Source organism: Streptomyces phaeochromogenes (assembly GCF_001418655.1).
GTDB lineage: Bacteria > Actinomycetota > Actinomycetes > Streptomycetales > Streptomycetaceae > Streptomyces > Streptomyces phaeochromogenes.
Genome location: NZ_LIQZ01000201.1, coordinates 1 through 12673, shown reverse-complemented (window position 1 = coordinate 12673; position 12673 = coordinate 1). Strand labels below are relative to the sequence as shown.

Annotated in this window: 11 protein-coding genes; 9 read left to right on the top strand and 2 right to left on the bottom strand. The window is 71.0% G+C overall.

The genetic code is table 11. The features are described from left to right. From AOK17_RS26460 to AOK17_RS26425, 8 genes are all read left to right on the top strand, one after another. On the top strand, positions 1-1037 hold a 1037-nt coding region (locus AOK17_RS26460; RefSeq protein WP_157881397.1), incomplete at its 5' end, for an acyclic terpene utilization AtuA family protein. Then, entirely contained in the window at positions 1034-2632 is a 1599-nt protein-coding gene (locus tag AOK17_RS26455) for an acyl-CoA carboxylase subunit beta (RefSeq protein WP_055615053.1), read from the top strand. The genes AOK17_RS26460 and AOK17_RS26455, both read left to right, overlap by 4 nt. 44 nt (positions 2633-2676) lie before the next feature. Beyond that, the gene (locus tag AOK17_RS26450; protein ID WP_055615052.1) at positions 2677-4548 is read left to right on the top strand and encodes an acetyl/propionyl/methylcrotonyl-CoA carboxylase subunit alpha; all 1872 of its coding nucleotides are present in this window, start codon (positions 2677-2679) and stop codon (positions 4546-4548) included. Positions 4549-4680: 132 nt separating this feature from the next. After that, positions 4681-5841 (top strand): acyl-CoA dehydrogenase family protein, encoded by a 1161-nt coding sequence (locus AOK17_RS26445; RefSeq protein WP_055615051.1) that lies wholly within the window; start codon positions 4681-4683, stop codon positions 5839-5841. A gap of 46 nt (positions 5842-5887) precedes the next feature. Then, positions 5888-7453 carry a 4-coumarate--CoA ligase family protein gene (locus tag AOK17_RS26440; protein ID WP_055615055.1) on the top strand — a complete coding sequence of 522 codons (1566 nt, stop codon included), beginning with the start codon at positions 5888-5890 and terminating at the stop codon, positions 7451-7453. Between the two features lie 31 nt (positions 7454-7484). Then, positions 7485-8219 (top strand): enoyl-CoA hydratase family protein, encoded by a 735-nt coding sequence (locus tag AOK17_RS26435; protein WP_055615050.1) that lies wholly within the window; start codon positions 7485-7487, stop codon positions 8217-8219. After that, the gene (locus AOK17_RS26430) at positions 8207-8845 is read left to right on the top strand and encodes a TetR/AcrR family transcriptional regulator (protein WP_055615049.1); all 639 of its coding nucleotides are present in this window, start codon (positions 8207-8209) and stop codon (positions 8843-8845) included. The genes AOK17_RS26435 and AOK17_RS26430 overlap by 13 nt, the downstream gene beginning before the upstream one ends. A gap of 89 nt (positions 8846-8934) precedes the next feature. Then, complete coding sequence (locus tag AOK17_RS26425; RefSeq protein WP_055615048.1) at positions 8935-9543, top strand: hypothetical protein; 609 nt, start codon at positions 8935-8937, stop codon at positions 9541-9543. A 22-nt stretch (positions 9544-9565) separates the two neighbouring features. Here the strand turns inward: AOK17_RS26425 and pdxH are convergent, their stop codons facing one another. Further along, on the bottom strand, positions 9566-10231 hold the full coding sequence (gene pdxH, locus AOK17_RS26420) for a pyridoxamine 5'-phosphate oxidase (protein WP_055615047.1): 666 nt from the start codon (positions 10229-10231) through the stop codon (positions 9566-9568). Positions 10232-10532: 301 nt separating this feature from the next. Here pdxH and AOK17_RS26415 point away from each other — a divergent pair, with 301 nt between their 5' ends. Continuing rightward, entirely contained in the window at positions 10533-11633 is a 1101-nt protein-coding gene (locus tag AOK17_RS26415) for a citrate synthase 2 (RefSeq protein WP_055615046.1), read from the top strand. Between the two features lie 76 nt (positions 11634-11709). On the opposite strand, the gene AOK17_RS26410 is transcribed toward AOK17_RS26415, so the two are convergent. Then, entirely contained in the window at positions 11710-12651 is a 942-nt protein-coding gene (locus AOK17_RS26410) for an isopenicillin N synthase family dioxygenase (protein ID WP_063997293.1), read from the bottom strand. Positions 12652-12673 lie beyond the last annotated feature (22 nt).

Here is a 12673-nt window from a genome sequence, read left to right as displayed (position 1 = left end):
GCGTCATCACCAAGCACGACGGCACCGGTGGCGTCGTGGACCTCGGCACGGTCACCGCCCAGCTCCTGTACGAGACGTCCGGCGCCCGGTACGCGGGCCCCGACGTCACCGCGCGCCTCGACTCGGTCCGGCTCACCCAGGAGGGCCCCGACCGGGTACGGATCGACGGTGTGCGCGGCGAGGCCCCGCCGCCCACCCTCAAGGTCGGGCTCAACCGGCTCGGCGGTTTCCGCAACGAGGTCGTCTTCGTCCTGACCGGGCTCGACATCGAGAAGAAGGCCGCGCTCGTACGGGCCCAGCTGGAGACCGCGCTCATGGCGGCCAAGTCCCGCCCCGCCGACGTCCGTTGGGACCTCGCCCGCACCGACCACCCCGACGCCCCCACCGAGGAGACGGCCAGCGCCCTCCTCCGGCTCGTCGTGCGCGACCCCGACCAGGACACCGTGGGCCGGACCCTCAGCGGAGCCGCCGTCGAGCTGGCCCTCGGCAGCTACCCCGGATTCCATGTGTTGGCGCCACCTGGAAAGGGCGCGCCCTATGGGGTCTTCGAGGATGTGTACGTCCCCCATGGCGACGTGGACCATATGGCCGTCCTCCATGACGGGCACCGGATCCATGTGATGCCGGCCCACGACACCCGCGTGCTGGAGCCGCTGGAGGAACCCCCGCTGCCCGACGCGCTACCCGAACCCGCACCCCCGGGACCGACCCGCCGCGCCCCCCTCGGCCTCGTCGCCGGAGCCCGCAGCGGTGACAAGGGCGGCAACGCGAACGTCGGCGTCTGGGCCCGCTCGGACGAGGCCTGGCGCTGGCTGGCGCACACCCTCACCACGGACCGGTTCCGCGAACTCCTGCCGGAAACGGCCGACTTGACCGTCGTACGCCATGTGCTGCCGAACCTGCGCGCCCTCAACTTCGTAGTAGAGGGAGTTCTCGGCGAGGGCGTCGCCGCCCAGCACCGTTTCGATCCGCAGGCCAAGGCGCTCGGCGAATGGCTGCGCTCCCGCCACCTCGACATCCCGGAGGTACTGCTGTGACGGTCCTGGCGTCCGCGCTGGACACCGGCTCCCCGGACTATGCCGCCCACCGCGAGGCCATGCTCGCCAAGCTCACAGAGCTGGATGCCGAGCACGCGAAGGCCCTCGCGGGCGGCGGCGAGAAGTACGTCGCCCGGCATCGCAAGCGCGGCAAGCTGCTCGCCCGTGAGCGCATCGAGCTGCTCCTCGACCCCGACACACCCTTCCTGGAGCTGTCGCCGCTCGCCGCCTGGGGGAGCGACTACGCGGTCGGCGCCTCGCTCGTCACCGGCATCGGGGTCGTCGAGGGCGTGGAGTGCCTGATCACGGCGAACGACCCGACCGTGCGCGGCGGCGCCAGCAACCCCTGGAGCCTGAAGAAGGCCCTCAGGGCGAACGACATCGCGCTCGCCAACCGCCTGCCCTGCATCAGCCTCGTCGAGTCCGGTGGCGCCGACCTGCCCTCCCAGAAGGAGATCTTCATCCCCGGGGGCGCCATCTTCCGCGACATCACCCGGCTCTCGGCGGCCGGTATCCCGACCGTCGCCGTCGTCTTCGGGAACTCCACCGCGGGCGGCGCGTACATCCCCGGCATGTCCGACCACGTGATCATGGTCAAGGAGCGGGCGAAGGTCTTCCTCGGCGGTCCGCCGCTGGTCAAGATGGCCACCGGCGAGGAGAGCGACGACGAGTCGCTGGGCGGCGCCGAGATGCACGCGCGCGTGTCGGGCCTCGCCGACTACTTCGCCGTCGACGAGCAGGACGCCCTCAGACAGGCGCGCCGCGTCGTCGCCCGCCTCAACCACCGCAAGGCGTACGGCGATCCGGGCCCGGCCACCCCGCCCAAGTACGACGAGGACGAACTCCTCGGCATCGTCCCCGGGGACCTGCGCACCCCCTTCGACCCCCGCGAGGTCGTCGCGCGCCTCGTCGACGCCTCCGACTTCGACGAGTTCAAGCCGCTGTACGGGAGCAGCCTGGTCACCGGCTGGGCGACGCTCCACGGCTACCCCGTCGGGGTGCTGGCGAACGCCCAAGGGGTCCTCTTCAGCGAGGAGTCCCAGAAGGCGGCCCAGTTCATCCAGCTGGCCAACCAGCGCGACATCCCGCTCCTCTTCCTGCACAACACCACCGGCTACATGGTGGGCAAGGAGTACGAACAGGGCGGCATCATCAAGCACGGCGCGATGATGATCAACGCGGTCAGCAACAGCCGCGTACCCCACCTGTCCGTACTCATGGGCGCCTCCTACGGAGCGGGCCACTACGGCATGTGCGGGCGCGCCTACGACCCCCGCTTCCTGTTCGCCTGGCCCAGCGCCAAGTCCGCCGTCATGGGCCCCCAGCAACTCGCGGGCGTCCTGTCGATCGTCGCCCGGCAGTCCGCCACCGCGAAGGGACTGCCCTACGACGAGGACGCCGACGCCGCCCTGCGCGCCATGGTGGAGCAGCAGATCGAGTCCGAGTCCCTGCCGATGTTCCTGTCCGGGCGGCTGTACGACGACGGGGTCATCGATCCCCGCGACACCCGCACCGTCCTCGGCCTGTGCCTGTCCGCGATCCACACGGCTCCCTACGAGGGCGCACGCGGCGGCTTCGGCGTCTTCCGGATGTGAGGGAAGTGAGAGACACGAGAGACATGAGTGGTGTGAGAGGTCCCATGATTTCGAGTGTGCTGGTCGCCAACCGGGGCGAGATCGCCTGCCGAGTCTTCCGAACCTGTCGTGAGTTGGACATCCGAACTGTCGCCGTGTACTCGGACGCCGACGAAAACGCCCTCCACACGCGCGTGGCCGACGCCGCGGTACGCCTGCCGGGCGCGACGCCCACCGAGACGTATCTGCGCGGTGAGCTGATCGTGAAGGCCGCGCTGACGGCCGGCGCGGACGCCGTGCACCCCGGATACGGCTTCCTGTCCGAGAACGCCGACTTCGCGCGGGCCGTCCTCGACGCGGGCCTGGTCTGGATCGGCCCGCCCCCCGAGGCGATCGAGGCGATGGCCTCCAAGACCCGCGCCAAGGAGCTGATGGCCGCCGCCGGGGTGCCGTTGCTCGCACCCCTGGACCCCGACGCGGTGACCGAGGCCGATCTGCCGGTCCTGGTGAAGGCCGCGTCGGGCGGCGGCGGCCGGGGCATGCGGATCGTCCGCGAACTCACCGACCTCAGGGGTGAGTTGAAGGCAGCTTCGGCCGAGGCCCAGAGCGCGTTCGGGGACGGCACGGTCTTCGTCGAGCCGTACGTCGAACACGGACGCCATGTCGAGGTGCAGATCGTCGCCGACACCCACGGCACCGTGTGGGCGTACGGCACCCGCGACTGCTCCCTCCAGCGCCGCCACCAGAAGGTGATCGAGGAGGCCCCCGCACCGGCCCTCGCCCCCGGCGTCGAGGAGCGCCTGCACTCCGCGGCGACGGCCGCCGCCCGCACGATCACCTACGCGGGCGCGGGCACCGTCGAGTTCCTGGTCTCCGGGGACGACGTCCACTTCCTGGAGATGAACACCCGCCTCCAGGTCGAACACCCCGTCACGGAAGCCGTGTTCGGCGTCGACCTGGTCGCCCTGCAGCTGAGCGTCGCCGAGGGAGCGCGCCTGGACGGCGACCCTCCATCGCCCTCCGGCCACGCGGTCGAGGCCCGCCTCTACGCCGAGGACCCCGCCCAGAACTGGGCCCCGCAGACCGGCACCCTGCACCGCCTCTCCGTACCCGGCATCCGCCTGGACACCGGCTACGAGGACGGCGACACGATCGGCGTCCACTACGACGCCATGCTCGCCAAGGCCGTCGCGTACGCCCCCACGCGCGCGGAGGCCATCCGCCGCCTCGCCGGCGCCCTGGAACGCGCCACGATCCACGGCCCGGTCACCAACCGCGACCTCCTCGTACGCTCCCTGCGCCACGAGGAGTTCACGACGGCCCGCATGGACACGGCCTTCTACGAACGCCACCTGGCCGACCTCACCACGGCCACCCCGGACCCGTACGCCCCCTTGGCCGCCGCCCTCGCGGACGCCCACGGCCGCTCCCGGTTCGGCGGCTGGCGCAACCTGCCCTCCCAGCCCCAGACCAAGCGTTACGCCTCGGCGCACGGCGAACACGAGGTCCACTACCGGCACACCCGCGAGGGCCTGACGGCCGACGGCGTCCGCGTGCTGAGCGCCGCCGCGGATCTCGTCGTACTCGAAATCGACGGCGTACGGCGGAAGTTCGACGTCACCCGCCACGAAGACCGCGTGTACGTGAACACCACGGCGCTCACCGTCCTGCCCCGCTTCCCGGACCCCGCGGCCCAACAGGCACCCGGCTCCCTCCTCGCCCCCATGCCCGGCACGGTCGCCCGCATCGCCGACGGCCTGACCACCGGCTCCGCCGTACAGGCCGGAGACCCCCTCATCTGGCTGGAGGCGATGAAGATGGAACACAAGATCACAGCCCCGGCGACAGGCACGCTCACGGCCCTGCACGCGACTCCGGGGCAGCAGGTCGAGGTGGGCGCGCTGCTGGCGGTCGTCCAACAAGAGGCGCCCCTTTAGGGGCGTCGAAACCGGCCGCTTTCAGGGCGTCGAGACCGGCTGCTTTTAGGGGCGCGGGGAACTGCGCACCCAGCCACGACGAACCCGCACCCTCCAAACGCCACGACCCCCCTCCCCCCTGAGGAGCCCTCAATGACAACGGTCCTCGAAACAGACGAACACAAGGCCCTCCGAGCAGCCGTAGCCGCCCTCGGCACCCGCTACGGCCGCGAATACCTCACCAAGGTCATCGCCGCCGGCGCCCACCCCGACGAACTCTGGTCAGAGGCGGCCAAGCTCGGCTACCTGGGCGTCAACCTGCCCGAGGAATACGGAGGCGGAGGCGGCGGCATCGCCGAACTCTCCATCGTCCTGGAGGAGTTGGGAGCCGCGGGCTGCCCCCTCCTCATGATGGTCGTCTCCCCGGCCATCTGCGGCACAGTGATCGCCCGCTTCGGAACGGCGGATCAGAAGCAGGAGTGGCTCCCGGCCCTGGCCGACGGAACCCGCACCATGGCCTTCGGCATCACCGAACCCGACGCCGGCTCCAACAGCCACCGCATCACCACGACGGCCCGCCGGGACGGAACCGACTGGATCCTCACCGGCCGCAAGGTCTTCATCTCCGGTGTGGACATCGCGGACGCCACCCTCATCGTCGGCCGCGCGGAGGACGCCCGTACGGGCAAACTCAAGCCCTGCCTGTTCATCGTCCCGCGCGACGCCCCCGGCTTCGAGCGCCGCCAGATCGACATGGAACTGCACGGCGCCGAGAAGCAGTTCGAGCTCACCCTCGACGACGTACGCCTGCCCGCCGAGGCTCTCGTCGGAGACGAGGACGCGGGCCTGCTCCAGCTCTTCGCGGGCCTCAACCCCGAGCGCATCATGACCGCCGCCTTCGCGATCGGCATGGGCCGCTACGCCCTCTCCCGGGCCATCACCTACGCCCGCGAACGCACCGTCTGGCGGGACCCGATCGGCGCCCACCAGGCCATCGCACACCCCCTCGCGCAGGCCCACATCGACCTGGAACTCGCCCGCCTGATGATGCAGAAGGCGGCCTTCCTGTACGACTCCGGGGACGACGCGGGAGCCGGAGAGGCCGCCAACATGGCCAAGTACGCGGCCGGCGAAGCCTGTGTGAAAGCCGTCGACCAGTCCGTGCACACCCTCGGCGGCAACGGCCTGACCGGCGAGTTCGGCCTTGCGTCCCTCATCACCGCGTCCCGCGTGGCCCGGATCGCGCCCGTAAGCCGGGAGATGATCCTCAACTACGTCTCGCACCAGACCCTGGGCCTGCCGAAGTCCTACTAGCACTATCTCCCGTACAAGTTCCGGCTCCTGGAAAGGGCCCGCCATGGTGTTCCGCAGCGAGTACGAAGACGTCCCCGCCGTCGAAGAACCCATCCACGAGGCGGTGCTGGGCCGCGCCGCCTCCCGGGGCGACACGCCCGCGCTGATCGACGGCGTGGACGGAATGACCCTCACCTACGCCCAACTCGACACGTTCCACCGGCGGATCGCCGCCGCGCTCGCCGACCTCGGGGTCGGCAAGGGGGACGTGCTGGCGCTGCACAGCCCCAACACCGTCGCCTTCCCCGTGGCGTTCTTCGCCGCCACGCGCGCGGGGGCGTCGGTCACCACCGTGCATCCGCTCGCCACGCCCGAGGAGTTCGCCAAGCAGCTGCGGGACTGCAAGGCCGAGTGGATCGTCACCGTGTCACCGCTCCTGGACACGGCCCGTACGGCGGCCGAACTCGCGGGCGGCGTACGGGAGATCTTCGTCTGCGACCAGGCACCCGGACACCGCTCGCTGCTCGACATGCTGGGCTCCACGGCCCCCGAACCGCAGATCGACATCGACCCCGCCGAGGACGTGGCGGCCCTCCCGTACTCCTCCGGGACGACCGGCATCCCCAAGGGCGTGATGCTCACCCACCGGAACATCGCCACCAACCTCGCCCAGCTGTCGCCCACCATGCCGATGGGCCCCGGCGACCGCATCCTCGCCGTCCTGCCGTTCTTCCACATCTACGGGCTCACCGCCCTCATGAACGCGCCGCTCAGGCAGGGCGCCACCGTCGTCGTACTGCCGCGCTTCGACCTGGAGACGTTCCTCGCGGCCATCGAGAAACACCGCATCACCGGCCTGTACGTGGCCCCGCCGATCGTCCTTGCCCTCGCCAAGCACCCGGCCGTCGAGGGTTACGACCTGTCGTCCCTGGAGTACATCATCAGCGCGGCAGCACCCCTGGACGCCGAGCTGGCGGAGGCCTGTTCGCGCAGGCTGGGACTGCCGCCCGTAGGCCAGGCGTACGGCATGACGGAACTCTCGCCCGGCACCCACGTCGTACCCCGGGACTCCGCGAACCCGCCTCCCGGAAGCGTCGGGAAACTCATCCCCGGCACCGAGATGCGCATCGTCTCCCTCGACGACCCCGGCAAGGACGTCGGCGTCGACGAGCGCGGCGAGATCGTCATCCGCGGACCGCAGGTCATGAAGGGCTACCTCGGCCGCCCCGAGGCGACCGCCGCGATGATCGACGAGAACGGCTGGCTGCACACCGGGGACGTCGGGCACGTCGACGCGGGCGGCTGGCTGTACGTCGTCGACCGCGTCAAGGAACTCATCAAGTACAAGGGCTTCCAGGTGGCCCCCGCCGAACTGGAGGCCCTCCTGCTCACCCACCCCGGCATCGCCGACGCCGCCGTCATCGGGGTCTACGACAGCGACAACAACGAACGGCCGCACGCGTACGTGGTGCGCCAGCCGGCCGCCGACGACCTCACAGAGGACGACGTCATGGCGTACGTCGCCGAGCACGTCGCCCCGTACAAGAAGATCAGGCAGGTCGTCTTCATCGAAGGCGTGCCCAGGGCGGCCTCCGGCAAGATCCTGCGACGGGAACTGAGGGAACGCGCATGACAGTGGTACGGCGGGAACCGAGGGAGCGCGCATGACGGTGGTACGGCGGGCGCACGAGCGCGGGATCACCACCCTCGCGCTCGACGCGCCCGAGCGGCGCAACGCCCTCTCCGCCCGGCTGGTGGCGGAGCTCGCGGACGCGCTCACGGAGTGCGGCAAGGACGGTGACGTACGCGCCGTCGTCCTCACCCACACCGGCAACACCTTCAGCGCGGGCGCGGACCTGCGCGACCCTCCGCACCCAGATGTCCTGGTCGGTCTCCTGCGCCAGATCGTCGAACTGTCGAAGCCCGTCGTCGCCCGTGTCACCGGCCATGTGCGCGCGGGCGGCCTCGGACTGCTCGGCGCCTGCGACATCGCCGTCGCCTCCCAGGAGGCCACGTTCGCCTTCACGGAAGTACGCATCGGGGTCGCCCCCGCCGTGATCTCGCTGCCCCTGCTGCCACGGCTCGACCCGCGCGCGGTGGCCCGCTACTACCTCACGGGGGAGAAGTTCGACGCGGCCGAGGCCGCCCGGATCGGCCTCGTCACGGCGGCGGGCGAGGACGCCGACGACGTACTCGCCCCCATCCTCGACGGGCTGCGCCGATCCTCCCCACAAGGGCTCGCCGAGACGAAACGGCTGCTCACGGCTAAGGTGCTGGACACCTTCGACCGGGACGCGGCCGACCTCACCGCGCTCTCGGCCCGGCTGTTCTCCTCCGCGCAGGCCCGCGAGGGAATGACGGCCTTCCTCGAACGACGGGATCCTCCATGGGTGCGGTGAACAGTGGCGCCACGACGGGCGGCGTGGTGAACGGCGCGCCGCAGGCCGAGCGCGTACCCAAGCAGGATCGCAGCCGGGCCACCCGGCAGCGCCTCCTCGAAGCCGCGGTCTCCTGCCTCGCCGAACACGGCTGGGCCGGCTCCACGGTCTCCGTCGTCGCCGAACGCGCCGGCGTCTCCCGGGGCGCCGCCCAGCACCACTTCCCGACCCGCGAGGACCTCTTCACGGCAGCCGTCGAGTACGTCGCCGAAGAACGCTCCACCGCCCTGCGCGACCTGTTCCCCGACGGCCCCACGAACCGCCACGCGGTCGTCGCCGCCCTAGTCGACCTCTACACGGGCCCGCTCTTCCGAGCCGCCCTCCACCTCTGGGTGGCCGCCTCCAACGAGGACCAACTACGCCCCCGCGTAACGGAGTTGGAGTCCCACGTCGGCCGCGAGACCCACCGCATAGCCGTCGAACTCCTCAACGCCGACGAATCCCGCCCCGGCGCCCGGGAAACCGTCCAGGGCTTCCTCGACATGTCCCGAGGCCTGGGCCTCGCCAACCTCCTCACGGACGACCGGGCCCGCCGCGAACGAGTGGTCACCCAGTGGTCGAAGATCCTGGACGGGGCGTTGGGCTGAGGGCCCTTCCGAGAGAGCCGAGGGGCGTTGTCAGCGGCGGCGCGTAGCGTTTGAGACCGGTGACGGATCGGTGACTGCGGGGGCGAGGCATGGGGGACCACTTCCAGACGGTCGTGGACGTCGACGCGACAGCGGACGAGGCGCAAGTCCTCGCAGCCCGGGTCGTGGAGTGGCTGGTCGCGGAGGGGATCGTGCTCGGCGAGCGCACGGACTGCGTCCTGGGCCGGCCACTCGGACACCCGCCGGGGCCGAACTGGCGGCGCGCGGTGGAAGAGTCCCCCGACTGGGATCCGTGGGACGGACTCGCCGTGCACACGGAGCGGACGGTCTTCGACAGCGGCCAGGGCGGCCCGGAGTCCGTCACCTGCCCTCGCTGCGAGACGACGACCCCGCTGAGCGGCGAGACGTACGACGAGGACTACGAAGTCTCCAGGGAAGCCGAGCCGGACAACGGCGCCTGGCCGCGCTTCGCCGCCGCGATGGGGACCTGGCACGAGACCGGCGCGGCGACCGTCGACTGCCCCGCGTGCGCCCGTCCCGTCGCCCTCACGGACTGGATCTGGGAGGACGACCACTACGCGTTCGGCCACCTCGGCCTGGAGTTCTGGAACTGGCCCGAGCTCAGGCCGGACTTCATCCAGGAGATATCCCGCCTGCTCGGCGGCCACCGCACGGGCTACGTCTGGGGCAAGCTCTGACCCCGACGGCGGTCCCGTAGCCTCACGGACTCAGCCGCTCCACCCGCCACGACCCGTCCTCCCGGGTCACATAGCGCAGGCGGTCGTGGAGGCGGTTCTCGCGGCCCTGCCAGAACTCGACGGACTGGGGGGCGATGCGGAAGCCGCCCCAGTTCGGGGGGACCGGGACCTGCTCGCCCTCGGGGTAGCGGGTGGCCAGTTCGGCGTACGCGGTGTCCAGGTCGGCGCGGGAGGAGATCACCGCGGACTGGGTGCTCGTCCAGGCACCGAGCTGGGAGCCGTGCGGACGGGTGCGGAAGTACGCGGCGGTCTCGTCGCGGCCCGTGCGCCGAGCAGTGCCGCTGACGATGACCTGGCGGGCCATCGCGTGCCACGGGAAGAGCAGGGAGACGTACGGGTTGGCGGCGAGGTCGCGCGCCTTGCGGGACTCGTAGTTGGTGAAGAAGACGAAGCCCTGCTCGTCGTACTGCTTCAGGAGGACCGTGCGGGAGCTGGGCCGCCCCTCGGCGTCCGCGGTGGAGACGACCATGGCGTTCGGCTCGTAGAGCAGGCCGTCCCTCGCGGCCAGGGCGAACCAGCGCCCGAACTGTTCCATCGGGTGGTCGGCCAGCTCGGTCTCGTCGATTCCCTCGGCCCGGTAGTGCTTGCGCATCAACGCCGGGTCGAGGACGGGTTCACGGTCGGTCACGCGGTCATCCTGCCGTATTCCGAAAGGCGGCAGAGGAGCTCCCGGCGGGCGTGGCCTTCATCACGCCATGGCACTCAGTGCCGCGTACTCTCCCCAAAGGTGACACCAAGGGATATCGTCCTGCTTCCGAAACGGTTGGGTGACCGCCATCCGGACGGGGCATCACCGGGGTGACGTACGGACCGCGAGTCCACGAGGCGACCGCGGAACCGGACGGCCACACCCGTCACAGACATATGGTCACGAGCACCCTCGCACACCCCACAAACCATCTGTCGAACACATCATGAGGAGCCGCCTGATGTCCGACTTCGTACCCGGGCTCGAAGGAGTCGTCGCTTTCGAGACGGAGATCGCCGAACCGGACAAGGAGGGCGGCGCCCTGCGGTACAGGGGCGTCGACATCGAGGATCTGGTCGGCCACGTCTCCTTCGGCAACGTCTGGGGACTGCTCGTCGACGGGGCCTTCAACCCCGGCCTGCCGCCCGCCGAGCCGTTCCCGATCCCCGTCCACTCCGGCGACATCCGCGTGGACGTCCAGTCCGCGCTCGCCATGCTGGCACCCGTGTGGGGCCTGCGCCCCCTCCTCGACATCGACGAGCAGCAGGCCCGCGCGGATCTCGCCCGCGCCGCCGTCATGGCCCTCTCGTACGTCGCCCAGTCCGCCCGCGGCCAGGGCCTGGCCATGGTCCCGCAGCGCGAGATCGACAAAGCCCAGTCCGTCGTCGAACGCTTCATGATCCGCTGGCGCGGCGAGCCCGACCCCAAGCACGTCGCGGCCGTCGACGCCTACTGGACGTCCGCCGCCGAGCACGGCATGAACGCGTCCACCTTCACGGCCCGCGTCATCGCCTCCACCGGCGCCGACGTGGCAGCGGCCCTCTCGGGAGCCGTCGGCGCCATGTCCGGCCCCCTGCACGGCGGCGCACCCTCCCGCGTCCTCGGCATGATCGAGGAGATCGAGCGCACCGGCGACGCCGACGCCTACGTCCGCCAGGCCCTCGACAAGGGCGAACGGCTGATGGGCTTCGGCCACCGCGTGTACCGCGCCGAGGACCCCCGCGCACGCGTCCTGCGCCGCACCGCCCGCGAACTCGGCGCCCCCCGCTTCGAGGTCGCCGAGGCCCTGGAGAAGGCGGCCCTGGCGGAACTGCACGCCCGCCGCCCGGACCGCGTCCTCGCCACGAACGTCGAGTTCTGGGCCGCCATCGTCCTCGACTTCGCCGAGGTCCCGGCCCACATGTTCACCTCGATGTTCACCTGCGCCCGCACCGCCGGCTGGTCCGCGCACATCCTGGAACAGAAGCGCACGGGCCGACTCGTACGGCCCTCCGCCCGCTACGTCGGACCGGGCACCCGCAACCCGCGCGAGATCCAGGGCTACGAAGACATCGCCCACTGATTTCTTGTGTGTGCAGGCCCCATGTGGCGGCTCCCTATGGGGAGCCGCCACACCTGTCTCACGCGGGTGATGCGGGTCACGCGGGGACCAGCAGCTCCGCGTGATGACGGGCCGCGACCAGCGGATGCGCCCGCAGCTTGCCCTTCAGCTCGTTCCGTCCGTACTCCGCGAAGAGCGGGTTCGCCGGGTCGCTGGTCACCCCGGGCGCGGCGGACGCGTACGGGAAGGGCAGCGGCTCGATCCGGGCATCGAGCCGGGGGTTGTAGAAGAACGGCACGGAGAACCGCTCGGTGGCACCGGCCGGACTCACCACCCGGTGATTGGTGGCGACGAGATACCCGTCGGTCGCCACCTCCAGCAGCTCACCCAGATTCACCACGAACGCCCCCGGGATCGGCGGCACGTCATGGAACAGCCCGTCCGCGCGCTGCACCTGCAACCCGCCCACCTGGTCCTGCAACAGCAGCGTCAGGAACCCGTAGTCCTTGTGCGCCCCGACGCCCTGCCCCGCGCCGTCCCCCGCACTGCCCGGATACCGGACCAGCTTCAGATGGGGATGGGCACGCTCACCGAACACGGGCTCGTAGAAACCGGCGGGCGCCCCGATGGCGGTGAGCAGCTCGCGCAGGAGCCGCGCCGCGACGGAGCTGAGCCGGTCGATCCACGCCAGGGCGGCGGTACGCAGCTCCGGCAGCGCGGCGGGCCACTGGTTGGGCCCCTCCAGCCACCAGTACGCGGGCTCACCGGGACCGGGGGTCCGCGCGGGCCGCTCCGCCCCTATGTCGAGCTGGTCGCGCCAGTCCTGGCTGCCACCGGTGCGCTCGTCACCGGTCCGCGTATAGCCGCGGAAATGGGGCGAGTTGACGTTGTCGATCGCGAGCCGGTCCGCCGCCGGCAGCGCGAAGAACCGGTGCATGGCGTCGAGCAGGGCAGCCGTCTCGCCTTCCCCCACCCCGTGCCCCACGAGCTGGAAGAACCCCACGTCGTGCGCGGCACTGTGCAACTGCGCGTGCAGCAGCGCACGCGCAGTTGCACAGTGC

Coding starts and splice junctions, on each gene's coding strand:
- AOK17_RS26450 (WP_055615052.1), top strand. CDS start 2,677: ATGATTTCGAGTGTGCTGGTCGCCAACCGGGGCGAGATCGCCTGCCGA.
- AOK17_RS26445 (WP_055615051.1), top strand. CDS start 4,681: ATGACAACGGTCCTCGAAACAGACGAACACAAGGCCCTCCGAGCAGCC.
- AOK17_RS26435 (WP_055615050.1), top strand. CDS start 7,485: ATGACGGTGGTACGGCGGGCGCACGAGCGCGGGATCACCACCCTCGCG.
- AOK17_RS26430 (WP_055615049.1), top strand. CDS start 8,207: ATGGGTGCGGTGAACAGTGGCGCCACGACGGGCGGCGTGGTGAACGGC.
- AOK17_RS26425 (WP_055615048.1), top strand. CDS start 8,935: ATGGGGGACCACTTCCAGACGGTCGTGGACGTCGACGCGACAGCGGAC.
- AOK17_RS26415 (WP_055615046.1), top strand. CDS start 10,533: ATGTCCGACTTCGTACCCGGGCTCGAAGGAGTCGTCGCTTTCGAGACG.